General features: G+C 72.2%; 23 protein-coding genes. 17 read left to right on the top strand and 6 right to left on the bottom strand.

Annotated elements, in window-relative coordinates; genetic code table 11:
* The first annotated feature begins 51 nt into the window (after positions 1-51).
* Both NNW99_RS15940 and NNW99_RS15935 read left to right on the top strand, forming a co-directional pair.
* Entirely contained in the window at positions 52-1,224 is a 1,173-nt protein-coding gene (locus tag NNW99_RS15940; RefSeq protein WP_215119816.1) for an esterase family protein, read from the top strand.
* 115 nt (positions 1,225-1,339) lie between these two features.
* Positions 1,340-2,548 (top strand): hypothetical protein, encoded by a 1,209-nt coding sequence (locus NNW99_RS15935; RefSeq protein ID WP_215119815.1) that lies wholly within the window; start codon positions 1,340-1,342, stop codon positions 2,546-2,548.
* A gap of 27 nt (positions 2,549-2,575) precedes the next feature.
* Here the strand turns inward: NNW99_RS15935 and NNW99_RS15930 are convergent, their stop codons facing one another.
* Together NNW99_RS15930 and NNW99_RS15925 are read right to left on the bottom strand one after the other, a co-directional pair.
* Positions 2,576-3,850: a PH domain-containing protein gene (locus NNW99_RS15930; protein ID WP_215124301.1), complete on the bottom strand. Its 1,275-nt coding sequence runs from the start codon at positions 3,848-3,850 to the stop codon at positions 2,576-2,578.
* Positions 3,851-4,320: 470 nt separating this feature from the next.
* Positions 4,321-4,854, bottom strand: a complete 534-nt coding sequence (locus NNW99_RS15925) for a PH domain-containing protein (protein WP_215119814.1) — start codon at positions 4,852-4,854, stop codon at positions 4,321-4,323.
* 31 nt (positions 4,855-4,885) lie between these two features.
* Here NNW99_RS15925 and NNW99_RS15920 point away from each other — a divergent pair, with 31 nt between their 5' ends.
* A complete protein-coding gene (locus tag NNW99_RS15920; RefSeq protein ID WP_215119813.1) occupies positions 4,886-6,037 on the top strand; it encodes an NADH-quinone oxidoreductase subunit D in 1,152 nt (383 codons plus the stop codon).
* A gap of 4 nt (positions 6,038-6,041) precedes the next feature.
* On the opposite strand, the gene NNW99_RS15915 is transcribed toward NNW99_RS15920, so the two are convergent.
* Complete coding sequence (locus tag NNW99_RS15915; RefSeq protein WP_215119812.1) at positions 6,042-7,043, bottom strand: SAM-dependent methyltransferase; 1,002 nt, start codon at positions 7,041-7,043, stop codon at positions 6,042-6,044.
* A 118-nt stretch (positions 7,044-7,161) separates the two neighbouring features.
* Between NNW99_RS15915 and NNW99_RS15910 the strand changes: the two genes are divergently transcribed.
* Both NNW99_RS15910 and NNW99_RS15905 read left to right on the top strand, forming a co-directional pair.
* Positions 7,162-8,352, top strand: coding sequence for a sensor histidine kinase (locus NNW99_RS15910; protein ID WP_215119811.1), 1,191 nt, complete (start codon positions 7,162-7,164; stop codon positions 8,350-8,352).
* 72 nt (positions 8,353-8,424) lie between these two features.
* A complete protein-coding gene (locus tag NNW99_RS15905; protein WP_215119810.1) occupies positions 8,425-9,096 on the top strand; it encodes a response regulator transcription factor in 672 nt (223 codons plus the stop codon).
* Positions 9,097-9,151: 55 nt separating this feature from the next.
* On the opposite strand, the gene NNW99_RS15900 is transcribed toward NNW99_RS15905, so the two are convergent.
* On the bottom strand, positions 9,152-10,261 hold the full coding sequence (locus tag NNW99_RS15900) for a DUF5937 family protein (RefSeq protein WP_215119809.1): 1,110 nt from the start codon (positions 10,259-10,261) through the stop codon (positions 9,152-9,154).
* Positions 10,262-10,423: 162 nt separating this feature from the next.
* Here NNW99_RS15900 and NNW99_RS15895 point away from each other — a divergent pair, with 162 nt between their 5' ends.
* Positions 10,424-10,645: a hypothetical protein gene (locus NNW99_RS15895; protein ID WP_215119808.1), complete on the top strand. Its 222-nt coding sequence runs from the start codon at positions 10,424-10,426 to the stop codon at positions 10,643-10,645.
* Between the two features lie 71 nt (positions 10,646-10,716).
* Here the strand turns inward: NNW99_RS15895 and NNW99_RS15890 are convergent, their stop codons facing one another.
* Positions 10,717-11,916, bottom strand: coding sequence for a low specificity L-threonine aldolase (locus tag NNW99_RS15890; protein WP_215119807.1), 1,200 nt, complete (start codon positions 11,914-11,916; stop codon positions 10,717-10,719).
* 173 nt (positions 11,917-12,089) lie between these two features.
* On the opposite strand from NNW99_RS15890, the gene NNW99_RS15885 reads away from it, so the two are divergent.
* The 10 genes from NNW99_RS15885 to NNW99_RS15840 all read left to right on the top strand — a co-directional run bounded on the left by NNW99_RS15885 (position 12,090) and on the right by NNW99_RS15840 (position 21,082).
* Positions 12,090-13,037, top strand: coding sequence for a Rossmann-like and DUF2520 domain-containing protein (locus NNW99_RS15885; RefSeq protein ID WP_215119806.1), 948 nt, complete (start codon positions 12,090-12,092; stop codon positions 13,035-13,037).
* The gene (gene panC, locus NNW99_RS15880) at positions 13,034-14,035 is read left to right on the top strand and encodes a pantoate--beta-alanine ligase (RefSeq protein WP_215119805.1); all 1,002 of its coding nucleotides are present in this window, start codon (positions 13,034-13,036) and stop codon (positions 14,033-14,035) included. The genes NNW99_RS15885 and panC overlap by 4 nt, the downstream gene beginning before the upstream one ends.
* Positions 14,032-15,753 carry an L-aspartate oxidase gene (locus NNW99_RS15875; RefSeq protein ID WP_215119804.1) on the top strand — a complete coding sequence of 574 codons (1,722 nt, stop codon included), beginning with the start codon at positions 14,032-14,034 and terminating at the stop codon, positions 15,751-15,753. Before panC ends, NNW99_RS15875 begins: the two co-directional genes overlap by 4 nt.
* A gap of 5 nt (positions 15,754-15,758) precedes the next feature.
* Positions 15,759-16,733: a carboxylating nicotinate-nucleotide diphosphorylase gene (gene nadC, locus NNW99_RS15870; protein WP_215119803.1), complete on the top strand. Its 975-nt coding sequence runs from the start codon at positions 15,759-15,761 to the stop codon at positions 16,731-16,733.
* A gap of 16 nt (positions 16,734-16,749) precedes the next feature.
* Entirely contained in the window at positions 16,750-17,547 is a 798-nt protein-coding gene (locus NNW99_RS15865; protein ID WP_184594802.1) for a type III pantothenate kinase, read from the top strand.
* Between the two features lie 765 nt (positions 17,548-18,312).
* A complete protein-coding gene (locus NNW99_RS15860) occupies positions 18,313-19,077 on the top strand; it encodes a hypothetical protein (RefSeq protein ID WP_215124300.1) in 765 nt (254 codons plus the stop codon).
* Between the two features lie 18 nt (positions 19,078-19,095).
* The gene (locus tag NNW99_RS15855) at positions 19,096-19,278 is read left to right on the top strand and encodes a hypothetical protein (RefSeq protein WP_215119802.1); all 183 of its coding nucleotides are present in this window, start codon (positions 19,096-19,098) and stop codon (positions 19,276-19,278) included.
* Between the two features lie 191 nt (positions 19,279-19,469).
* Positions 19,470-19,979 carry a BlaI/MecI/CopY family transcriptional regulator gene (locus tag NNW99_RS15850; protein WP_251058101.1) on the top strand — a complete coding sequence of 170 codons (510 nt, stop codon included), beginning with the start codon at positions 19,470-19,472 and terminating at the stop codon, positions 19,977-19,979.
* 9 nt (positions 19,980-19,988) lie between these two features.
* Complete coding sequence (locus NNW99_RS15845) at positions 19,989-20,522, top strand: amino-acid N-acetyltransferase (RefSeq protein ID WP_189725877.1); 534 nt, start codon at positions 19,989-19,991, stop codon at positions 20,520-20,522.
* Positions 20,523-20,746: 224 nt separating this feature from the next.
* The gene (locus NNW99_RS15840) at positions 20,747-21,082 is read left to right on the top strand and encodes an Lsr2 family protein (RefSeq protein WP_010048839.1); all 336 of its coding nucleotides are present in this window, start codon (positions 20,747-20,749) and stop codon (positions 21,080-21,082) included.
* Between the two features lie 9 nt (positions 21,083-21,091).
* On the opposite strand, the gene NNW99_RS15835 is transcribed toward NNW99_RS15840, so the two are convergent.
* On the bottom strand, positions 21,092-21,856 hold the full coding sequence (locus NNW99_RS15835) for an SCO3374 family protein (protein ID WP_215119800.1): 765 nt from the start codon (positions 21,854-21,856) through the stop codon (positions 21,092-21,094).
* A gap of 430 nt (positions 21,857-22,286) precedes the next feature.
* Between NNW99_RS15835 and NNW99_RS15830 the strand changes: the two genes are divergently transcribed.
* Positions 22,287-24,812 carry an ATP-dependent Clp protease ATP-binding subunit gene (locus tag NNW99_RS15830; protein ID WP_215119799.1) on the top strand — a complete coding sequence of 842 codons (2,526 nt, stop codon included), beginning with the start codon at positions 22,287-22,289 and terminating at the stop codon, positions 24,810-24,812.
* Positions 24,813-24,873: the final 61 nt, after the last annotated feature.

Genomic DNA, 24,873 nt, shown 5'->3' with positions numbered 1-24,873 from the left:
GAAGGTGTGGTCGGGGTGGCCGGACGGAGAGCGCGGACAGGTAACCAACCCATGGGTCTCACGAGCAACAACGTGCTGCTGCTGGCGGCGCTGTCGGCCGTGCTGCTGTTCGCCGGCACGGTCTGGCTGTGGCCGCGGCTGGCCCGGCGCGGCTGGCGGGCGGTGTGCGGGCGCGTCGGTCTGCTGCTGGCCACGCAGTTGGCGCTGTTCGCGGCGGTGGGTCTCGCCGCCAACCAGGCTTTCGGGTTCTACGCGAGCTGGGCGGATCTGTTCGGGCAGGAGAAGGACCAGGGCGTGGTGGTCGATCACGCGCGGGGCGGCGGCCCGCTGGAGGTGGTCGCCACGCGGCGGGTGCCGGGGGCGGGCGGCGCTCAGCCCCAGGTCGGCGGCCGGATCCAGGAGGTCGGGATCGTGGGCCGGACGACCCGCATCGCGACGCCCGCGTACGTCTATCTGCCGCCGGAGTACTTCCAGCCGCGGTACCGCACCCGTTCGTTCCCCGCGGCCGTGGTGCTGACCGGCTATCCGGGTACGGCGTCGGCGCTGGTGGAGAAGCTCCACTATCCGCGTACGGCCCTGGAACTGGCCCGGGCGGGGCGGATGAAGCCGACGATCCTCGTGATGCTGCGGCCGACGGTGGCGCCGCCCCGGGACACGGAGTGCGTGGACATCCCGGGCGGGCCGCAGACCGAGTCGTTCTTCGCGAGGGATCTGCCCGACGCGTTGCGTTCGCAGTTCAGGGTGGTCGCAAAGCCGGGCCGGCTGGGCATCGTCGGCAACTCCACGGGCGGCTACTGCGCGTTGAAGATCGCCATGCACCATCCCGATGTGTACGCCGCCGGGGCCGGTCTCTCCGCGTACTACAAGGCGCCGATCGACGCCACGACCGGTGATCTCTTCCAGGGCGACAAGGGGCTGCGCAATCGCGCCGATCTGTGGTGGTACCTGAAGCACAGGCCCGCTCCCGATACGTCGTTGCTGGTCACCAGCAGCAGGGAGGGGGAGTCCAACTACAAGGACACGCTGCGGTTCATCGAACGCGTGAAGAACACCGGGCGGACGCGGATCTCGTCGATCGTCCTCGAAAGCGGCGGGCACAACTTCAACACCTGGCGGCGCGAGATTCCGGCGACGCTGGAGTGGATCAGCGGGCGGCTGGACGGCCGTTCGCGGACCGCTGGAAATGATCTTGGGAGTGATCCTGCGCGTGATCTCGGGAATTGATTGACGGGCGGATTCCGCTCGGTGTCGAGTTCTGATGCGGTGTGAACACTTCGGTATGGCTTTGTTTTGCGGGGTGGCTCACCATGATTCGCCTACGCGCGGTAAGTTTCTGGCCATGCCACGTGGACGTCACCGCCATTCCCCGCCCCTGCACAGGCTGCTTCCCCCGTCGGCGATCGCAGGCGTCTCCCTCGTCTGCGCCCTGGGGCCCTGGGTGTTCACGGAGCCGATGGTGCTCCGCGGTCTGGCGGCGGCCGCCGCGGCGACGGCGGTCGTCGGCGCGGTCGTGCTGCGCCGCTGGGACAGCCAGGCGGGCAAGCGCGTCGCCGACCTCACGCGCGGGCGCGCGAGCGACGAGTGGCGCTTCGAGGAGCGCGTCGCCGAACTGGAGGGCGACCTGGAGGAGTCCCGCGAGCTGCGCGTGAAGCTGGAGCAGCGGCTGCGCGCCAAGCGCACGGAACTGGCCGGGCTGCGCAACGAACACGCCGCGCTGCTGCGCCGGTACGCCACGTCCGAGACCGAGCGCGCGAGCGTCCTCGAGGACCGCCGGATGCTGGAGATCGAGGCGACGGTTCCGGTGCGGGCCGCGCTGCCCGCGGGCGCGTCGAAGCCGGCGGACGGTTCGGCGGACGCGGACGAGGCATCCGCCGCGACGGCCGGGGATCTGGCCGTCGAGGAGGAGCCGGCCGTTCCCGCGGTCTTCTCGCCGGAGGGGTCCCGGCTGTTCCTGCGTGCGGCGGCCGCGCTCGCCCGGTTCGACGGCGACGCGGCCCCGGACCCGGACGGCGGCCCGGACGGCGACGGTGACGGCGTCCCGGACGACGACGAGGACGAGCCCGCGCAGGAGGCGAAGGACGAACAGCCGGACCTCCGGGAGCCGTCGCACGAGGACGAGCCGCGGGAGCGGTCGGAGGCGGTCGACGCCCACGAGCGGGCGGCCGTCGGAACGTCCGCCACGTCCGCCGCGTCCGCCACGTCCGAGACCGAACGGCTCTCGCGGTCGGCCGCGTCGGGTCACTACGCCGTGCCGACCGCCGTGGCCGTCGCCCCGCAGACGCCGGCGCGGCGTCCGCGGACCGAGGGCGGGTTCGACTTCTTCGGCACCAAGCAGGAGACGTCCCGCGCCGCTCTGGAGGCCGTGCAGAACGAGGACCTGGCGGATGTCGTCGGCCAGGAGGCCCTCGCCCTGCACAAGGCCGAGGCGGAGGCCCGGTACAAGCCGGCGGACGAGGAGTCGCGCGGGATCGGCCAGGTCATCGACCTGACCGCGCACGACGAGACGGAACAGATCGACGTGCAGGGGCTGCGCAGCGCGGTGTCCTGAGGCCCGCGCCTTTCGGTTCTCGGCCGGTCACGCCATCCAGCGGTCCGGGCGCGCGTCCCTGCGTCCCGTCCGGGAGCGCTCCGCCTGCCGGGCCAGCAACTCGCGTGCCTCGTCCGCGTCCCGCAGCCGCGCCCGTACGACCTTGTTCGCGCCGGTGTCCACACAGACGTCGGCCACGCCCCGGGCCCGCTCCCAGGGCCCCTGCGTCATCCGTACGCTCTGCACCTTGGCGTGCGGCACCAGCGCCAGACTCCGCGCCAGCAGCCCGGAGCGCGCCGCGAACACCGCGTCGGTGACGGCGAGTCCGTACCCCCGCCACCACACCGGCACGCACCACCGGGCGCGGCGCGGCGACGGCGCGAGGGCCGCGGGCTCCGGCACGGTCACTCCGGGCAGCACCAGCGCGACGACGGTCTCCGCGAGTTCGCGCGGGGCGACCGGCACCAGCACGGAGTTGGACGAGCCCGCCACATCGAGTTCCACGCGCACCCAGCCGCGCCGCCGCCACAGCAGCGGCTCCACGATCCGCACGGTCTGCACCCGGCCCGGCGGCACCGTCTCGTGGGCCCGGTCCAGCAGACCGTGGTCGATGCGCAGCCCGTCGGGCGACTCGCCCACCGTCCAGTCGTACTCGGCGACGAACCTCCCCACGCTGCTCGCGCCCGCCGCGCCCAGGAGCGGCAGGGCGACCGCGAGAACTGTCCACAGGCTGTGGGTGAACAGCCACAGCACCGGCGGTACGACGAGCGCCGCGGCCAGCGATCCCCAGGTGGCGCCCGTCAGCACCAGTGACACGGCGAGGACACCCGGCGGCACGCGGAGCAGCTGCCGGGACGGTGCCTCGCCGACCTCGTGGGCGGTCTCGGGTGCGAAACCGGCCGCCCGGGCGAGCAGTTCGGCGCGCAGGGTGCGTGCCTCGTCCGCGCCCAGGAAGGCCAGTTCGTCCTTCTTGTCGGTCCCTATGACGTCGAGTTTCAGCTTGGCGACGCCCGCGACCCGGGCGAGCAGCGGCTGGGTGATGTCGATGGCCTGGATGCGCTCCAGCCGGATGTGCGCGGTGCGCCGGAACACCAGGCCGGTGCGGATGCGCAGTTCGGTGTCGGTCACCGCGAAGCGCGTGAACCACCAGGAGCAGAAGCCGTAGAGGGCGGCGGCCGGGATGATCACGGCGAGGCCGAGCAGCAACGTGGTCGTCGTCAGCCGGGTCAGCTGGCGCTGCGCCCCGTCGAGGTCGTGCACGGCCCAGCCGATGACCACAGCGACCGGCGCCCAGGCCCGCCGCAGGGGGGTGACGGGGTGCAGTCGGCGCTCGGGTAGGGCGGTAGTGGGGTTGGTGGGTTCGGTGGGTTCGGTGGGTTCGGTGGGCTCGGAGGGATGGGCGGCCTCGGTGGCGCTGTCGGCCGCCCCGGTGGTCCTGTCGGCCTCCGTCCCTGCGGGGTTGGTGGCCTCGGTGGCCCCTGGGGGTTTGGTGGCCTCGGCGGTCTCGGTGGCTCCTGCGGCCCCCGTCGCCTCGGTGGGCCCGTTGGCTCCGATGGTCCCCGCGGCCCTCGTCGCCTCGGCGGTCCCCGCAGTCCCGGTAGCCCTTGCGGCCCCCGTCGCCTCGGTGGGCCCGTTGGCTCCGATGGTCCCCGCGGCCCTCGTCGCCTCAGCGGTCCCGTTGGCATCGGCGGTCCCCGCAGCCCCGGTAGCCCCTGCGGCCCCGGTGGCCCCTGCGGCCCCGGTGGCCCCGGTGGCCCCGTTGGCACGCCCGGTCTCGGCGCTCTCCGGCGTTGTCACAGGCCCGCCGATCGGGCCTCGCCCAGCTCGGTGAGCCGGTCGCGCAGTCGTTCCGCTTCGGCCGGGTCCAGGCCGGGGATGGTCGCGTCGGTGGCCGCGGCGGCCGTGTGCAACTGCACGCTGGCCAGCCCGAAGTGCCGTTCGACGGGCCCGGAGGTGACCTCGACCAGCTGCATCCGCCCGTACGGCACGACCGTCTCCTCGCGCCACAGCACGCCCCGGCTGATCAGCAGGTCGTCGGCGCGCTCGGCGTACCGCCAGGAACGCCAGTTGCGGTCGACCATCACCCAGCCCCAAGCCATCAGCGCCAGCGGCAGCACCGCGAAGACGGCCCAGGCGGGCCCGGCCAGCAGGCCAGGCAGCAACCCGGCGGCCAGGGTGATCAGCCCCAGCCACACCACCAGCAGCAACCGCCGCATCTTCAGCAGCCCGGGCGGCAGCGCGATCCACACCGGCTCGTCCCCGTCCGCCCCCGCCGTGCCCTCGACGGCCGCCACCGGCTCCGCCTCCCGCGCACTCCCCGTATCCATGAGGCCAGCGTACGTAGGAGAGACTGTGTCCATGACTCCTACGACGGAGACCATGGTCGGAATCGGCGGCGCCGCGGAGAGCACCGACATGGTGCTCAACATCGGCCCCCAGCATCCCTCCACGCACGGCGTGCTGCGGCTGAAGCTGGTCCTGGACGGCGAGCGCATCACGCACGCGGAGCCGGTGATCGGCTATATGCACCGCGGCGCCGAGAAGCTGTTCGAGGCGCGCGACTACCGCCAGATCATCATGCTGGCCAACCGCCACGACTGGCTGTCGGCGTTCTCCAACGAGCTGGGCGTGGTCCTCGCCGTGGAGCGGATGCTCGGCATGGAGGTCCCCGAGCGCGCGGTGTGGCTGCGCACGCTGCTCGCCGAGCTGAACCGGGTGCTCAACCACCTGATGTTCCTCGGCTCGTACCCGCTGGAGCTCGGCGGGATCACCCCGATCTTCTACGCCTTCCGGGAGCGCGAGGAGCTCCAGCACGTCATGGAGGAGGTCTCCGGCGGGCGGATGCACTACATGTTCAACCGTGTCGGCGGCCTCAAGGAGGACCTGCCGGCCGGCTGGACCACCCGCGCGCGTGCCGCCGTCGCCGACGTGCGCTCGCGGATGGACCGCTTCGACGACCTGGTGCTCGGCAACGAGATCTTCCGGGGCCGCACCCGGGGCGTCGGCAGGCTCACGCCGGAGGCCGTCCACGCGTACGGGGTCAGCGGGCCGATCGGGCGCGGCTCGGGCGTCGACTTCGACCTGCGCCGGGACGAGCCGTACCTGGCCTACGGCGAGCTGGGCGACGTCCTGAAGGTGGTGACCCGGCAGGAGGGCGACTGCCTGGCCCGCTTCGAGTGCCTCCTGGAGCAGACGCACAACGCGCTCGACCTGGCCGACGCCTGCCTCGACCGGCTCGCCGAGCTGCCGCCCGGGCCGGTCAACCAGCGGCTCCCCAAGGTCCTGAAGGCACCCGAGGGCCACACCTACGCCTGGACCGAGAACCCCCTCGGCATCAACGGCTACTACCTGGTCAGCAAGGGCGAGAAGACCCCGTACCGGCTGAAGCTGCGCTCGGCCTCGTACAACAACATCCAGGTGCTGACGGAGCTGCTGCCGGGGACGCTGGTCGCGGACATGGTGGCGATCCTGGGGTCGATGTTCTTCGTGGTCGGGGACATCGACAAGTAGGGGCTCAGTCCCGGAGCAGGTCCGGGATCCCGACCGGCTGCACCAGCCACCCGAAGTCGCCCAGCCCTCCCGCCGCCGTGAGCTCGGCCGCCTCCCCGGCGCCCGCGAGAGCGCGTACGTAGGCGGCGGGGTCGGTGGACGCGAGCGTGAGCGGGGGGCGTGCGCCGGTCACGCCCAGGGCGTGCAGTGCCTCACGCTGGGGGAGGAGCCGTCCACCGGGCAGCGCGCACGCGTCGAGCGCGACATGGGCCGTGATGTCGCAGGAGCCGTCCGGTACGGGCGCGGTCTCGCGGCCCTCCCGGAACCCGGTGAGCGTCCCGAACGGCGGCCGGGCGTCCGCCGTGTGCGCGTAGTCCACGGCGACGGCGAGCCCCCGGTCGAGTGCGGCGACCGCCGAGGCCCAGGCCTCGTCCCTGGGCAGACCGATCTCGGCCCGCAGCCCCGCCTCGCCGGGCAGCGGCCACCACCGCTGAAGCCACCGCGCCTGATCCCCTCCGACCGGCTCCCCGAGCCGCTCGCTGCCGTCCTCCCGGACCAGCACCAGCCGGGCGGTGTCCGCGGAGTCCACCTCGGCGACCTCCACGGGTACGTTGTCCAGCCACTCGTTGGCGAACAGCAGCCCGGTGATCCGCTCCGGGGGCGCGGCCCGCCACTCGATCCGGTGATCGAGCCCTGGGGGCCGCCCGGCGATCTCGACGGCGTACACCCGCGTGCGGGCCGCCACGTCCGCGGGCAGCGCGTTGAGCACCCCGCCGGCCAGCTCGCCCCGCCCGGCCGCCATGTCCACGAAGTCCAGCACCGCGGGCCGCCCCAGTGCCTCGTCGACCCGGCACAGCAGCCGCGCCACGGCCCCGGCGAACAGCGACGAAGCGTGCACGGACGTACGAAAGTGCCCGGCGGGTCCCTCGTCCCGCCGGTAGAAGCCGGCCGGCCCGTACAAGGCCTCCTCCGCCGCCGCCCGCCACCCACGCCACTCGTGCAACTCGGCTCCCGTACCTGGTGTCACCGGGCCAGGCTAAGCGCACACAACGAACGCAACTCCACCTTGCGGAGTACGCGCGCCCGGTGCGGATCGGTCCTCCGGTTGACCCCTGCACCTATCGCGCTTCCCTACGCTGGGTTACGTGCAGCGCCTCTATGACTTCCTCCGCAGGCACCCGATGTGGGTCGACGGCTCCTGGGCCGTGGTCCTCCTCGGGATTTCCCTGGTCGGCGGAGTGGCGGGCGGATACGGCTCACCGGCCGCCGCCGTTCCACTCACGATTCTGCTGTGCCTGGTGGTCGCGCTGCGCCGCCGTCTGCCGGAGAAGATGCTGCTGCTCGCGACCGCGGTCGGGGTGGCCCAGCTCGTCACCGACGTGGAGCGGGGTCCCGCCGACTTCGCCCTGCTGGTGATCGTCTACACGGTCGCGGCGGAGGGCGCGCGCTGGGCCTCCCGCTTCGCGCTGGGCGCCGGTCTGTGCGCGGCCCCCGTGTCCCAGTTGCGCTGGCCGAGCGACCAGACGAACGTCGCGGGCAACATCGCCCTGACGGTCTTCATGGCCGTGCCCTTCGCCCTCGCCTGGGTGCTCGGTGACTCCATCCGTACCCGCCGCGCCTACTTCGCGCAGCTGGAGGAGCGGGCCGCCCGCCTGGAGAAGGAGCGCGAGGCGCAGTCCAAGGTCGCGGTCGCCGCCGAACGCGCCCGGATCGCACGCGAGTTGCACGATGTCGTCGCGCACAACGTCTCGGTGATGGTGGTCCAGGCCGACGGCGCCGCCTACGTCCTCGACGCCGCTCCCGACCAGGCGAAGAAGGCCCTGGAGACCATCTCCTCCACCGGCCGCCAGGCCCTCGCCGAGATGCGCCGTCTGCTCGGCGTGCTGCGCACCGGGGAGCACCAGGAGGCCGGCGAGTATGTGCCGCAGCCCGACGTCCAGCAGATCGAGGACCTCGTCGAGCAGTGCCGTACTTCCGGACTGCCCGTCGACTTCAAGGTCGAGGGCACCCCTCGGCCGCTGCCCAGCGGCGTCGAGCTGACGGCGTACCGCATCGTGCAGGAGGCGCTCACCAACACCCGCAAGCACGGCGGGCCCAACGCGGGCGCGAGCGTGCGCCTGGTGTACTTCGACGACGGCCTCGGCCTGCTCGTCGAGGACGACGGCAAGGGCGCCCCGCACGAGCTGTACGAGGAGGGCGGGTTCGACGGCCAGGGCCACGGCCTCATCGGCATGCGCGAGCGGATCGGCATGGTCGGCGGCACCCTGGACGCCGGACCGCGCCCGGGCGGAGGATTCCGCATCAGTGCGCTGCTGCCGCTCAAACCCGCCAACTGACCTCGGCACACACGCCCTTCGCTGACACCTGTAACGCTCCCATCTGCAACAAGAGACTTGGAAGAGGACCCGATGACGATCCGCGTGATGCTCGTCGACGACCAGGTGCTGCTGCGCACCGGGTTCCGGATGGTGCTCGCCGCCCAGCCGGACATGGAGGTCGTGGCGGAGGCGGGCGACGGGGTCGAGGCCCTCCAGGTGCTGCGGTCGACCGAGGTCGACGTGGTGCTGATGGACGTCCGCATGCCGAAGCTCGACGGTGTGGAGACGACCCGACGGATCTGCGCCGACACCGACCCGCCGAAGGTGCTCATCCTGACCACCTTCGACCTCGACGAGTACGCCTTCTCCGGGCTGAAGGCGGGCGCCTCCGGCTTCATGCTCAAGGATGTGCCGCCCGGTGAGCTGCTCGCCGCGATCCGTGCCGTGCACAGCGGTGACGCGGTCGTCGCGCCCTCCACCACCCGGCGGCTCCTGGACCGCTTCGCACCGATGCTGCCGGGCACCGCGAAGCAGCCCCAGCACGAGCAGCTGGAGCGGCTCACGGGCCGCGAGCGCGAGGTGATGGTGCTGGTCGCGCAGGGCCTGTCCAACGGCGAGATCGCGGCCCGGCTCGTGCTCTCCGAGGCGACCGTGAAGACGCACGTGGGCCGCATCCTGACCAAGCTGGGCCTCAGGGACCGGGTGCAGGTCGTGGTGCTGGCCTACGAGACGGGGCTGGTGCAGGCCGGCGGGCGCGGCTGAGCGGGCAGCGGCCGGCCGGCCCTCGTCGGCTGCTTTTCTCGGCTGTTCTCCTCGGCTATCTGAGGATCCCCTCCAGGAACTCGCTGCCGAGCCGGGCCACCACCGTCACATCCAGCTGGTGCAGGACGTAGCGCCCGCGGCGGCGGGTGGTGAGCAGGCCCGCCTTCTTCAGCACGGCCAGGTGCCGGGATATCTCCGGGGCCGTCATGCCGTGCACCTGCGCCAGCTCGCCCGTGGTGTACGCGCTGCGGGCCAGGTTGCGGCACATCCGCATCCGCACGGGGTGGGACAGCGCGGTCATGCGCAGGGCGAGCTGTTCGAGTTTGGCCGGGGCGGCGAGCTCGGGGGAGCCGACCGGGTAGTGCAGCACCGGCTGCCAGCCGTGCCGGTGCAGGACCATCAGATGCGGCCAGCCCAGGCTCGTCGGGACGAGCAGCAGGCCGCCGTCCCCGGTGGACGTACCGTCGTCGCCGCCCAGCTTGTCGACCGTGATCCGGGCGGCCGCCTCATCGAGCGTGATCGCCGGGGACACCGCGGCCAGCGCCTCGGACATGCCCTTGCGCCGGAAGAGGTCCGTCTTCAGCCGCGCGTCCGCCGCGAGCTGGTGGCGCAGCCGGGACCAGGCCTCCGCGAAGAACGCCTCGTCGCAGTCCTGGAGGAACTGCCGCAGCCAGGCCCGGATCGAGGGCGGGTCGCCCAGCAGCCGCCGGCTGAACCGCAACTGCTGGGGCCCGCGCGCGGCGGCCAGGTCCAGGGCGCGGCGCCGCACCTCGGGGTCGGACAGCGCGGTGGGCCCGCACGAGCCGTATCCGACGGCGCAGGTGAACTCCAGTGCCGCGTCCACGAACTGTTCGTCCGACAGCTTGTCGAGCAGGTCCAGCTCCTCGGCGAGCGTGCCGCCCGGGAGGGTGCTCCCGCCCGGGACGCCGGCGAAGGGCAGGAACAGGTCCGAGAACGTCGACCGCCACAGGAAGTCGGCCTCGCACATCCGGTCGGCCAGATGCGGGTCGAGCCGGGCCGTCACGCCCGTCACCCAGCCCTGGAGGCCCGGGTGGTGGCCCGGCTCGGACAGCGCGTGCAGCGCCATGCCGAGCTCGGCCAGGGGGGAGGGCACGACGGCGATCTCCTCCGGCCGCAGCCCCGTGATGTCGATGTGCACGCTCATGCCCTCATGGTGCACCCCACCACTGACAACGCCTCCGTCGATTGACGGGCGTCGTCAATCGACGCGACGTCGCCCCGGGTACGGGCGCAGGGTGGGGGCACCGGGGCAGCCGCGGAGCCTTCGGACCCCCCCCGTCACCCCGACCTGCCGAGGCGATTCCTCATGAGCATCACGCAGCAGCACCTCCTCGACCTCTACCGCGCCCAGCAGCACGGCGAGCCCGCCCCGCCCGCGCCCGGCACACACGACCGTCAGGTCGTCCGCGAGTGGCGCGAGGAACGCCGCTTCCGCGCGGTCCTGTCCGGCCGCCCGGCCCACGGCCGGACCCGGATCCGACTCGCCCTGTCCCGCTGGCTGCGTCCCCGACGCGGCTTCACCACCTGACGCCCGGCCGACCGCCCGGCCGACCGCTTTGGCCGAAGGCCTGACGCCTGGCCCTCCCCCTGCGGCGGCCCTTACCGGCCGCCGCCCTCCCCGGGCAACCGGGCGACGAAGTCCGTCACCGCCGTCTTCACGTCCTCGGCGGTCCACTCCAGCCCCGGGGCCCGCACGCTCACCTCGGTGTGGGCCAGACCCGGACCGCCCCGGATCCAGGCGGCGGCGAACAGGAAGACGCCCGTCTCCTCGGCCGTCCGGACCGACGCCTCCATGAGGACGTCCGCCTCGTACGGCAGCCAGACCTGGAAGTCGTGGGTGTGCGGCACCTCCGGGTACACACGGGCCCACGGCAGCCCGGCCGCCGCGAACCCCTCGCGCAGGGCGGCGGCCACCACGCGCGCGTGGGCGACGTACTCCGGCAGCCGGGGCAGCTCCCGCTCCAGCCCGGCCAGCGCCGACAGGGCCGTGGGGAACTGCTGGAAGATCTCCCCGCCGTACCGGTGCCGCCAGGTCTTCGCCTCCTCCACCAGCTCCTTCGGGCCGGCGAGCGCCGCGCCGCCGAGCCCCTCCAGGGCCTTGTAGAACGACACGTAGACGCTGTCCGCCAGGCCCGCGATCTCCTCCACGGACCGCCCGAGCTGGACCGTGGACTCCCACAGCCGGGCCCCGTCGAAGTGCACCACGGCGTCCCGCTCCCGCGCGGCCTGAACCACCTCCGTGAGTTCCTCCCAGGAGGGCAGCACGAAACCGGCCTCCCTGAGGGGGAGTTCCAGCATCAGCGCCCCGAAGGGCTCCTCGAAGTCGCGCACCTCGGCGGCGGTGGGCAGCCGCGGCTGGTCCGTCACGCGCACCGGACGCAGGCCGCCGACCTCGCTGAACGCGTTCCGTTCGTGCACCTCGGGATGGCCGAGCGCGTGCAGGGCGACGGTCGGGTTGCCGGTACGGCCCGCCCAGCAGCGCAGGGCCACCTGCTGGGCCATCGTGCCCGTCGGGAAGAACGCGGCGGCCTCGGTGCCGAGCAGCCCGGCGACCTTCGCCTCCAGCGCCTCGACGACCCCGTCGCCGTACACGTCGGACAGCTCGTCCAGGTCGTACAGATCCTCCACCGCGGCCAGCTCCGCCAGACGCTCCCGGAGCGTCTTGTGGAAGGCGAAGCGCACGAGCACCCGCCGCGCGCCGCGATGGGCGGCCAGCCGCCGCTCACGGAGCCGTGCGCGCCGCTCCCGGTCCGTCTCCCGCCCGGCCGCCCGCTCGTCCCGTTCCGTCGTGTCAGTCATGCCCGGATCCTGCCCCGCGCGCGTGCGGGCGGGCATCCGCATTTCCGGCACACCCTGTGGACAGCATTCCCCACACCCTGTGGACGACCGAACACCCCTCGAACCGATCGCGTTAACATGACGAGAAATCGTCCGGTACCCGGAGCGGACTGGAACGGGAAGGCCGCCGTCGAGTGAACACAACCCCACAGCCAGACCCCAAGGACCGCCCCGCGCGGCTCACCGTCGGCGTCGTCGGCGCCGGCCGCGTGGGACCCGCACTGGCCGCCGCCCTGCAGCTCGCCGGGCACCGCCCCGTCGCCGTCTCCGCGGTCTCCGACACCTCCCGGCGCCGCGCCGCGCAACTGCTGCCCGACGTGCCCGTGCTGCCGCCCGCCGAGGTGCTCCAGCGGTCCGACCTGGTCCTGCTGACCGTCCCCGACGACGCCCTGCCCGACCTGGTCACCGGACTCGCCGACACCGGCTCCGTACGGCCGGGACAACTGCTCGTCCACACCTCAGGGCGCTACGGCGCCCGGGTGCTCGACCCCGCCCTGCGCGCGGGCGCCCTGCCGCTGGCCCTGCACCCCGCGATGACCTTCACCGGCACGCCCGTGGACGTCCAGCGACTGGCCGGCTGCTCCTTCGGCGTCACCGCGCCCGAGGAACTGCGGCTGGCCGCCGAGGCCCTCGTCATCGAGATGGGCGGCGAGCCGGAGTGGATCGCCGAGGCGAACCGCCCGCTCTACCACGCGGCGCTCGCCCTGGGCGCCAACCACCTGGTCACGCTGGTCGCCCAGTCCCTGGACCTGCTGCGCGAGGCCGGGGTCGCCGCCCCCGACCGGATGCTCGGCCCGCTGCTCGGCGCGGCCCTGGACAACGCCCTGCGCTCCGGCGACGCGGCCCTCACCGGCCCGGTCGCGCGCGGCGACGCGGGCACCGTCGCGGCCCATGTCACCGAGCTGCGCCGGCACGCCCCGGGGACCGTCGCCGGCTATCTGGCGATGGCCCGCGCGACCGCCGACCGGGCCTTGGCCCACGGCCTGCTGAAGCCGGAGCTCGCCGAGGACCTCCTCGGGGTACTCGCCGACGCGAGCGACGGCATTGACGGCACCGACGGCACCGAAGGGGACGCCCGATGACCACCACCCTGCTGAGCACCGCCGACGAGCTGCACGCACGCGTGCGGGCGGGCCGCCGCGCCGTGGTGATGACCATGGGCGCCCTGCACGAGGGCCACGCCACACTCATCCGCACCGCGCGCGGCATCGCGGGCCCGGACGGCGAGGTCGTCGTCACCGTCTTCGTCAACCCGCTGCAGTTCGGCCAGGGCGAGGACCTCGACCGCTATCCGCGCACCCTGGACGCCGACATCGAGCTCGCCCGGAAGTCCGGCGCGGACGTCGTGTTCGCCCCCTCGGCGGACGAGGTGTACCCCGGTGGCGAGCCCCAGGTCCGCATCACCGCGGGCCCCATGGGCGAGCGCCTGGAGGGCTCCTCCCGCCCGGGCCACTTCGACGGCATGCTCACGGTCGTCGCCAAGCTGCTGCACCTGACCCGCCCCGACGTCGCCCTGTACGGCCAGAAGGACGCCCAGCAGCTCGCCCTGATCCGCCGCATGGTGAGGGACCTGAACTTCGGCGTGGAGATCGTCGGCGTCCCCACCGTCCGCGAGGACGACGGCCTGGCCCTGTCCAGCCGCAACCGCTACCTCTCGGCCGCCGAGCGGCGCACCGCCCTCGCGCTGTCCAGCGCCCTGTTCGCGGGCCAGGACCGGCATGCCGCGCAGGAGGCGCTGCGGGCCCGGGCCCGTGAGGTGCCGGCCACGCGCGCGCGTGCCGAGGCGCTCAGCGCCATCGGCGAGTCCCGCGCGGCGGCCGACGCGCACGCCGTGGCGACAGCCGTCCCGGGCGGCCCGGCCGCCGTCCGCGCCGCCGCCCGCCAGGTCCTGGACGAGGCCGCCCGCCTCGATCCGCCGCTGGCCCTGGACTACCTCGCCCTGGTCGACCCGTCCGACTTCACCGAGATCGGGCGCGACTTCACCGGCGAGGCGGTCCTCGCCGTGGCCGCCCGGGTCGGGGCGACCCGGCTGATCGACAATGTCCCCCTCACCTTCGGAACCTTCGGAGCCGCCTCGTGACCAGCACAGGCATACGACTGCACGCGCCGGCGCCCGGCTGGTCCATCGCCGCGGACGTGGTCGTCGTCGGCTCGGGCGTCGCCGGTCTGACGGCGGCCCTGCGCTGCCAGGCCGCGGGCCTGAAGACCGTCGTCGTCACCAAGGCCCGCCTCGACGACGGCTCCACCCGCTGGGCCCAGGGCGGTATCGCCGCGGCCCTCGGCGAGGGCGACACCCCCGAGCAGCACCTCGACGACACCCTGGTCGCGGGCGCCGGGCTGTGCGACGAGGAAGCGGTCCGCATCCTCGTCACCGAGGGCCCCGACGCCGTACGCCGCCTCATCGAGACCGGCGCCCGGTTCGACGAGTCCGCCGAGGGCGCCCTCGAACTCACCCGCGAGGGCGGCCACCACCGCCGCCGCATCGCCCACGCGGGCGGCGACGCCACCGGCGCCGAGATCTCCCGCGCCCTGGTCGACGCGGTACGCGCGCGTGGCGTGCGCACGGTCGAGAACGCGCTCGTCCTGGACCTCCTCACGGACGCCGAGGGCCACACCGCGGGCGTCACCCTGCACGTCATGGGGGAGGGCCAGCACGACGGCGTGGGCGCGGTCCACGCACCCGCCGTGGTCCTCGCGACCGGCGGCATGGGCCAGGTCTTCTCCGCGACCACCAACCCGTCCGTCTCCACGGGCGACGGCGTGGCCCTGGCGCTGCGCGCGGGCGCCGAGGTCAGCGACCTGGAGTTCGTCCAGTTCCACCCGACCGTGCTCTTCCTGGGCGCCGACGCGGAGGGCCAGCAGCCCCTGGTCTCCGAGGCGGTCCGCGGCGAGGGCGCGCACCTGGTCGACGCCGACGGGGTGCGCTTCATGCTCGGCCGGCACGAACTCGCCGAACTCGCCCCCCGGGACATCGTCGCCAAGGGCATCATGCGCCGCATGCAGGAGCAGGACGCCGACCACATGTTCCTCGACGGCCGTCACTTCGGCGCCGAGATGTGGGAGCACCGCTTCCCGACGATCCTCGCCGCCTGCCGCGCCCACGGCATCGACCCGGTCACCGAGCCCATCCCGGTCGCCCCGGCCGCCCACTACGCCTCCGGCGGCGTCCGCACCGACTCCCAGGGCCGTACGACCGTCCCCGGCCTGTACGCGTGCGGCGAGGTCGCCTGCACCGGCGTGCACGGCGCGAACCGCCTGGCCTCCAACTCGCTCCTCGAAGGCCTGGTCTACGCCGAGCGCATCGCGGCCGACATCACGGCGAGCCACGCGGAGAACGGCCTCCTCACGCGCGTGCCCCGCCCGCTCCCGTACCCGGAGACCCCCGAGCACCCCCTGCTCACCGCCGAGGCCCGCTTCACGATCCAGCGGATCATGACCGACGGCGCGGGCGTGCTCCGCTCCGCCGGCTCCCTGGCCAAGGCCGCCGACCGGCTCCAGCAATTGCACACCGACGCCCGCGACGCCCTCACCGAGAACGGCAAGACCGCCGAGCCCGGCGTCGACACCTGGGAGGCCACCAACCTCCTGTGCGTGGCCCGCGTCCTGGTCGCCGCCGCCCGGCTCCGCGAGGAGACCCGGGGCTGCCACTGGCGCGAGGACCGCCCCGAGCGCGACGACACCGCCTGGCGGCGCCATATCGTCGTACGCCTGAATCCGGACCGCTCGCTGGCCGTGCACACCACGGACACCACAGACTTCCCTACGACCCTCCCGCCCCAGGCCCCCCAGGAGCAGTGACCGACGTGACCACCCCCGACCTTCCCCTCGCCTCGTCCGGAGGCTGCGGCGACGGCTGTGCCTGCGGCGCGGACGAGCAGGCGTACCTGGAGTGCGGCCTGGACCCCGCACTCGCCCAGCTCCTGGCCGACGCCGGTCTCGACCCGGTCGAGGTCGAGGACATCGCCAACGTGGCCCTCCAGGAGGACCTGGCCCACGGCGTGGACGTGACGACGGTCGCGACGATCCCCGAGGACGCGGTGGCCACCGCGGACTTCACGGCACGCGAAGCAGGAGTCGTCGCCGGCCTGCGCGTCGCCGAAGCGGTCATCTCGGTCGTCTGCGAAGAGGAACTGGAGATCGAACGCCACGCGGAGGACGGCGACCGCGTGGAGGCGGGCCAGAAGCTCCTCTCGGTCACCACCCGCACCCGCGACCTCCTCACGGCCGAACGCAGCGCGCTGAACATCCTGTGCCGCCTGTCGGGCATCGCGACGGCCACGCGCGCGTGGGCGGACACGCTCGACGGCACCAAGGCCAAGGTCCGCGACACCCGCAAGACCACCCCGGGCCTGCGCGCCCTCGAGAAGTACGCGGTCCGCTGCGGCGGCGGCGTCAACCACCGCATGTCCCTCTCGGACGCGGCCCTGGTCAAGGACAACCACGTGGTCGCCGCGGGCGGCGTCGCCCAGGCATTCCAGGCGGTCCGCGACCGCTTCCCCGACGTCCCCATCGAGGTCGAGGTCGACACCCTGCACCAGCTCCGCGAGGTCCTGGACGCCGGAGCGGACCTGATCCTCCTGGACAACTTCACGCCCGGCGAGTGCGAGGAGGCGGTGGCCCTCGTCCAGGGCCGCGCCGCCCTGGAGGCCTCGGGCCGCCTCACCCTCGGCAACGCCAAGGCCTACGCGGACACCGGCGTCGACTACCTGGCCGTCGGAGCCCTCACCCACTCCTCGCCGATCCTGGACATCGGCCTCGACCTGCGGCCGGCGGAGTAGGGGAGCGGGTAAGGCCATGCTGCTCACGATCGACGTAGGAAACACCCACACCGTCCTCGGCCTGTTCGACGGCGAGGACATCGTCGAACACTGGCGCATCTCCACGGACGCGCGCCGCACCGCCGACGAACTGGCGGTCCTCCTCCAGGGCCTGATGGGCATGCACCCGCTCCTCGGCGACGAACTGGGCGACGGCATCGACGGCATCGCCATCTGCGCGACCGTCCCCTCGGTCCTGCACGAACTCCGCGAGGTGACCCGCCGCTACTACGGCGACGTACCCGCCATCCTCGTCGAACCGGGCGTCAAGACGGGCGTCCCGATCCTCATGGACAACCCCAAGGAGGTCGGCGCCGACCGCATCATCAACGCGGTGGCGGCCGTCGAGCTCTACGGCGGTCCCGCCATCGTCGTCGACTTCGGCACGGCGACGACGTTCGACGCGATCAGCGCGCGTGGCGAGTACGTCGGCGGCGTCATCTCGCCCGGCATCGAGATCTCCGTGGAGGCCCTCGGCGTCCGCGGCGCCCAGCTCCGCAAGATCGAGGTGGCCCGCCCCCGCAGCGTCATCGGCAAGAACACAGTCGAGGCCATGCAGTCGGGCGTCATCTACGGCTTCGCCGGCCAGGTCGACGGCGTCGTCAACCGCATGGCCCGCGAACTCTCCGAGGACCCGGAAGACGTCACCGTCATCGCGACGGGCGGCCTGGCCCCCATGGTCCTGGGCGAGTCCTCGGTCATCGACGAACACGAACCATGGCTGACCCTGATCGGCCTACGCCTGGTCTACGAGCGAAACGTGTCCCGCATGTGAGCCCCCACTCGGCACGGGTGCCGGCGCCGACTGGGTCCGCAACCCGGCGGAACGGCGTGCCACCGCGCCCACCCGTGCCGCCCCGAGCGGCACGCATGCCCGCGGCTGGGGCGACCCGCAGCGCCGGCTTGCGGCAGCCGGGGCGAGCCAGGCGCCCGCAGCCGGCCCGGAAGTCCGAAGCCCCGGGCTGAAGCGGAGGGCCGAAGCTCCTGGCTGGAGCGGACGGTCGAGGCCCTGGCTTGGGCGGGAGGCCGAAGCCCCCGCTGGGGCGGAGGGCCGAAGCCGTCGGCTGGGCGGAGGGAGAAACCCGCTGTCGGAGCGGACGGCGGAAGCCACCACGGGCAGCCGCACCCGCCGGCTCACGGATGGGACGTGCGCTGGCTGGGCGGGGTGACGTGTGACGAGCCCCCTGCCGGGGCGGATGGCGGGACCACCGCGCACGCGCACCCGCGTACGGCGAGCAGGGGACGTGTCGGGGGGTGTCCGCCCGCAGCGGTTGGCGCGTCAACGAACAGCTAGTCGGCGTCCGACCCCATCGCGCCGTTCCGAGGACGGACACCCCCCGGCGCGGCCCCGACCCACCCCCACCGCGTAGGCGCTACGCACACCCCCACCCCACCCGCACAGGCGCCGCAGGCACCCCCACCCACCACCCGAGTGGTCCCCCACGCCACACCCACGCCACACCCGCGCCCCCTATGCCGAATTTGTCTGATTAGCGCGTATCGTCGCAGCATGCCCACGCCATACGGATCCCGCGGCGGCATGGCGTTCGGCGTGGAGGAGCTGCGTGTGCTCCGCCGCGCTCTCGCCCTCGCCCTCCACCCCACCCCCGCCTCGTCCGACGACGTCCAGGACTGCCTCCGCCTAGCAGAGTCACTCGACGAGGCGACACAGGAGGGAGCCAGGCTGCGCGCCTTCCTCGTGGCCGATCTCGGCCGGTACCGCGCCGCCCTGCCCGGCACCGCAGCCGGATACCTCACCCTCCTGGACGAGGCCCTGGGCGCCGGATACCGCCCCCACCCCCACGACCTCACAGCCCTCCGCGCCCTGCGAGGCAACCCCACCGCCGCCGCCCTCCTGGACCGCTGCCGCCAGCTCGCCGAGCGCCACGTCCGCACCCACGCACAGCAGCACCCCTCGACCACCCACCCGGCCACCCGAACAACCCGGGCCGCCACCCCAGCCACCCCCGACACCTCCGCCACCCCGGCCACCCCCACCGTCCCCGCCGCCCGCACCCGCCTCCACGCTCTCCCGGGAGGCCTCTCCACAGGCCCCTCCACGAGCCTCTCCACCCCCGCGGACTCCGCCAAGGACACCCCAGGCCGACAGCCCGAAAAGAAGCCCACCCGCAAACCCCCGGCCCCCAAACCGGCCCCCAAGCCCACCCCGGCAGCACCCCCCGCCCCCACCCCCGGCGGCACCCCGAAGCCCAGCCGCCCCATCCCCACCCCGGGCGAGGTCTTCCCGCGCCGCAAGCCCACCCCACCGCCCCCCGCGAACCCCCAGCAGCTCGCCGCGGGCTGACGTGGCTACCCTGGATCCATGGACTATGTCTCCGCGCTGCTGCCCCCGGTCGTCATGGCCGTCTTCTTCATCGGCGTGATCCGGGTGATCGTGAAGACGCAGGGCGGCGCCAACAAGGCCAAGGAGGACGCGGCCGTGGACGCCGCCCTCGCGCGCGTGGAGGGCGCCCACCAGTCCTCCCCGGGCACCCCGAAGGCCTGACCACACCCCCGCCGACGGCGTACGACTCGGCGCGGCCCACCCCCCCCCGGGGGGAGGCCCGCCCCTTCGAGTCGTACGCCCTTTTTGTTCACGTTCGCCGCTGAAGCGCACGTCCGCCACGCCATTACCGAGTTCTCCCACTATTGTTCTGAGCTGTGCCTCGCCCATTGGGAGAACTCGAAGACGCGGTCATGTCGCGGGTGTGGAAGTGGAACCGCCCGGTGACGGTTCGAGAAGTCCTGGAGGATCTTCAGAAGGAGCGGTCCATCGCCTACACCACGGTGATGACCGTTTTGGACAATCTCCATCAGAAGGGCTGGGTGCGCCGCGAGGCGGAAGGCCGTGCCTATCGATATGAGGCGGTCTCCACACGCGCCGCCTACGCCGCCGCCCTGATGAACGACGCCTGGTCGCAGAGCGACAACCCCGCCGCGGCTCTCGTCGCCTTCTTCGGCATGATGAGCGAGGAACAGCGACAGGCACTCCGCGATGCCGTACGCATCGTCCAGGTCCCGGAAACCCAGGAACCGACCGAAGCGTCTGATTCGACGGAAGCCACCCCCGAGAACCCCACCCCCGAGAACCCCACCACCGAGAAGCCCACCACCGAGAAGCCCGCCTCCGAGAACCCCACCCCGCAGAACCTGACCCCCGAGAACCTCGAGAACCCCGCCTCCGCTCAGGACCCCGGAGGGCGATAGCGTCCGCCCATGTCCGCGAAGAGCCCCGAAGCCACCGCAAAAGCCATCACCGTCCGACGGGCCCGCACCAGCGATGTCCCGGCGGTGCGCCGTCTCCTTGACGCCTACGTCCGCGGCGGCAACCTGCTCGACAAAGCAACGGTGACGCTTTACGAGGACATCCAGGAGTTCTGGGTCGCGGAACGGGACGACAACGCGGAGGTCGTCGGCTGCGGCGCCCTGCACGTGATGTGGGAAGACCTCGCGGAAGTGCGCACTCTCGCGGTGAAGCCCGGCCTCAAGGGCGCCGGCGTCGGACACCAGTTGCTGGAGAAGTTGCTGCACACCGCCCGCTGGCTCGGTGTTCGCCGCGTTTTCTGTCTGACCTTCGAAGTCGACTTCTTCGTCAAGCACGGCTTCGTGGAGATCGGCGAGACGCCGGTCGACACGGATGTCTACGCGGAGCTGCTGCGTTCCTATGACGAGGGTGTCGCGGAGTTCCTCGGTCTCGAACGAGTGAAACCGAACACCTTGGGCAACAGCCGGATGCTTCTGCATCTGTGATCGTCGGCGATTCGGGGATCGACACCTGCCCCGGTGCCCTATGTCCGAAACGCGCACGTTTCCGGACGGAGCCAGGGCTCCCGGTCTCTGCCGAGGGTTTGTGTTTTTCCGGCAAAAGCGGTTTGCTTTCCGACGTACTGCAGTACTGCATATAACAGGGGACGGCGATACGGCGGACGCCGGCACACTCCCCGGCCCTGAAGATATCGATGAAAGGAAATCCGGTGGCACAGAAGGTTCAGGTCCTTCTTGTCGACGACCTCGACGGTGGCGAGGCGGACGAGACCGTGACGTTTGCGCTGGACGGCAAGACGTACGAGATCGATCTCACCACTGCCAATGCGGACAAGCTCCGTGGCCTTCTCGAGCCTTACGTGAAGGGCGGTCGTCGTACCGGAGGCCGTGCTTCGGGCGGGCGCGGAAAGGCGCGCGCGGCTTCGAGCGGCAGCCAGGACACCGCGGCCATCCGCGCCTGGGCGAAGGAGAACGGCTACGAGGTCAACGACCGCGGCCGTGTCCCCGCGACCATCCGCGAGGCCTACGAGAAGGCCAACGGCTGAACAGCGGCACTACCGACCTTGCACGCGTGAGGCCGGCGGGCGGGCGCACGCGCGCCGCAGCCGGACCCGGTGGCAGTGCGTGGCCACCGTGTCCACCAGCCGTACGAGATCGGGGGCATTCCCACCGCCCCCCAAGGCCGACAGCGTCGGCAGCGAGGCCTCGACCTCGCATCCCGGCTCGGGGGGCCGCAGCCAGACGGCGGCCCCCTGGGAACCGACCCGGCCCGGGGAGACCGGCCGGCCGGTGAACGGCCCGGTTTCGGGAACCGGTGCCACAGCCGCCCCGGGAGCCATCTGCGGGGCCCTCTGGCCGGGCAGCGGCACGTTCTCACCCGCCCCGCTCACCCCGCCCGGCACCGGCGCCTCCATGGACCCGCCCGCGCCGATCGCGACCAGGTCGAGCGCCAGCGACCCCCACTCCAGCCACTCCAGCAGCCCCGGCAGCTCCTCCGCGCTGCCCGAGGCCACCAGCAGCCGCACACGGTCGCCCCGTACGGCCACGGGAGCCCCAGGCCCAGGCCCAGCCCCCGCCCCCAGGCGCCGCAGCGCCGCGAGCCCCGCCTCGGCCGGCACATCCAGGACGTCGAAGCGAACCCCCACCGCCAGCCGCACCGGATCCCCGGGCACCGTCGGCCAGCCCAGCTCCCTCTCGTACCACCGCCGGACCGGACAGCCCTCGTCGGTCGGACCGCGAGGAGGCGGGACGAGCGGTGAAGCTGAAGGGGACACGGACGCGGACACAGACGCGGTCACGGAGTGCGGGGCGCCGAACATGCCAAGTGCAACCGCCGGAAGGACGTGCGAGTTACGCTGGGTGTTTCGGCAGGCGCACAGAGTGGCGAAAGGGCTGCGTGTGGGGGGTACCGGGAGGCGCAAGGTTGTTCGCCCGTAGCGGAGGGAACCAGGGCACCCGGCATGGACATCCGGGCTCTACGGGTAAGACATCCCTTGTGGGAGGGGGCGACACGCAGGAAAGGCCGTCTCACGTTCGCCATCGGCGTACTGGCGATGGGGGTAACTGCCTGGCCTGCGGGAACATCGTCTCGCACCATCGGGTTGGAGCAGATGTCGGCGTTCGGGGTCAGGAGGCCATCGACGGTGTCGGCAGTTGGAATGAGCGGTCCCCGCTTGCGGGACTAAGCTGCGGAAGGACAGGGAGGGGAAGTTCCCCCCACTGCCTGACCGCTCTGAGGAGCGATTAACGATGTTCGAGAGGTTCACCGACCGCGCGCGGCGGGTTGTCGTCCTGGCTCAGGAAGAAGCCCGGATGCTCAACCACAACTACATCGGCACTGAGCACATCCTCCTGGGCCTGATCCACGAGGGTGAAGGTGTCGCCGCCAAGGCCCTTGAGAGCCTCGGGATTTCGCTCGAGGCGGTCCGCCAGCAGGTGGAGGAGATCATCGGGCAGGGGCAGCAGGCCCCGTCCGGGCACATCCCCTTCACCCCCCGTGCCAAGAAGGTCCTGGAGCTGTCGCTCCGCGAGGCCCTTCAGCTGGGCCACAACTACATCGGCACGGAGCACATCCTGCTCGGCCTGATCCGCGAGGGCGAGGGCGTCGCCGCCCAGGTCCTCGTCAAGCTGGGCGCAGATCTCAACCGGGTGCGGCAGCAGGTCATCCAGCTGCTCTCCGGTTACCAGGGCAAGGAGACCGCCACCGCCGGCGGTCCTGCCGAGGGCACGCCCTCCACGTCCCTGGTCCTCGACCAGTTCGGCCGGAACCTCACCCAGGCCGCTCGTGAGTCCAAGCTCGACCCGGTCATCGGGCGCGAGAAGGAGATCGAGCGGGTCATGCAGGTGCTGTCCCGCCGTACGAAGAACAACCCGGTCCTGATCGGTGAGCCCGGCGTCGGCAAGACCGCCGTCGTCGAGGGCCTCGCTCAGGCCATCGTCAAGGGCGAGGTGCCCGAGACCCTCAAGGACAAGCACCTCTACACCCTGGACCTCGGCGCGCTGGTCGCCGGCTCCCGCTACCGCGGTGACTTCGAGGAGCGCCTGAAGAAGGTGCTCAAGGAGATCCGCACCCGCGGCGACATCATCCTGTTCATCGACGAGCTGCACACGCTGGTCGGAGCGGGTGCCGCCGAGGGCGCCATCGACGCGGCTTCCATCCTGAAGCCGATGCTGGCCCGCGGTGAGCTGCAGACCATCGGCGCCACCACCCTGGACGAGTACCGCAAGCACCTGGAGAAGGACGCGGCCCTCGAGCGCCGCTTCCAGCCCATCCAGGTCGCGGAGCCGTCCCTGCCGCACACGATCGAGATCCTCAAGGGTCTCCGTGACCGGTACGAGGCCCACCACCGCGTCTCGATCACCGACGAGGCGCTGGTCCAGGCCGCCACGCTGGCCGACCGGTACATCTCGGACCGCTTCCTGCCGGACAAGGCGATCGACCTGATCGACGAGGCCGGTTCCCGGATGCGCATCCGCCGGATGACCGCGCCGCCGGACCTGCGCGAGTTCGACGAGAAGATCGCCGGTGTCCGCCGGGACAAGGAGTCCGCGATCGACTCGCAGGACTTCGAGAAGGCCGCCTCCCTCCGCGACAAGGAGAAGCAGCTCCTGGCCGCCAAGGCCAAGCGGGAGAAGGAGTGGAAGGCCGGCGACATGGACGTCGTCGCCGAGGTCGACGGCGAGCTGATCGCCGAGGTCCTCGCGACCGCCACCGGCATCCCGGTCTTCAAGCTGACCGAGGAGGAGTCCTCGCGTCTGCTGCGCATGGAGGACGAGCTCCACAAGCGGGTCATCGGCCAGAAGGACGCCGTCAAGGCGCTCTCCAAGGCGATCCGTCGTACGCGCGCCGGTCTGAAGGACCCGAAGCGTCCCGGTGGCTCGTTCATCTTCGCCGGCCCGTCCGGTGTCGGTAAGACCGAGCTGTCCAAGGCGCTCGCCGAGTTCCTCTTCGGCGACGAGGACGCGCTGATCTCCCTCGACATGTCGGAGTTCAGCGAGAAGCACACGGTTTCGCGGCTCTTCGGTTCGCCCCCCGGCTACGTGGGCTACGAAGAGGGCGGCCAGCTGACCGAGAAGGTCCGCCGCAAGCCGTTCTCCGTCGTCCTCTTCGACGAGGTCGAGAAGGCCCACCCGGACATCTTCAACTCGCTGCTGCAGATCCTGGAGGACGGTCGCCTGACCGACTCCCAGGGCCGGGTCGTGGACTTCAAGAACACGGTCATCATCATGACGACCAACCTCGGCACCCGGGACATCTCCAAGGGCTTCAACCTGGGCTTCGCGGCCTCGGGTGACACGAAGTCCAACTACGAGCGCATGAAGAACAAGGTCCAGGACGAGCTCAAGCAGCACTTCCGGCCCGAGTTCCTCAACCGCGTCGACGACGTGGTCGTCTTCCCGCAGCTCAGCCAGGACGACATCCTCAAGATCGTCGACCTGATGATCGGCAAGGTGGACGAGCGCCTGAAGGACCGGGACATGGGCATCGAGCTCTCCCAGTCCGCCAAGGAGCTGCTGTCGCAGCGGGGCTACGACCCGGTGCTGGGTGCGCGTCCGCTGCGTCGCACCATCCAGCGCGAGATCGAGGACTCGCTGTCGGAGAAGATCCTCTTCGGCGAGCTGCGCCCCGGTCACATCGTGGTCGTCGACACGGAGGGCGAGGGCGATTCCAAGACCTTCACCTTCCGCGGCGAGGAGAAGGCGGCTCTGCCGGACGTCCCGCCGATCGAGCAGGCGGCCGGTGGATCCGGGCCGAACCTGAGCAAGGACGCGTAAGCGTCACGGCTGAGTGAGAGGGGCCGGTGCCGAAAGGCACCGGCCCCTTTTGCATGCCCGG

The sequence above is a fragment of the Streptomyces sp. CRCS-T-1 genome, from assembly GCF_024442335.1.
GTDB classification, from domain to species: domain Bacteria; phylum Actinomycetota; class Actinomycetes; order Streptomycetales; family Streptomycetaceae; genus Streptomyces; species Streptomyces koelreuteriae.
Note: the sequence above shows the minus strand (reverse complement) of the source record. Positions and strands in the feature narration are given on the sequence as shown.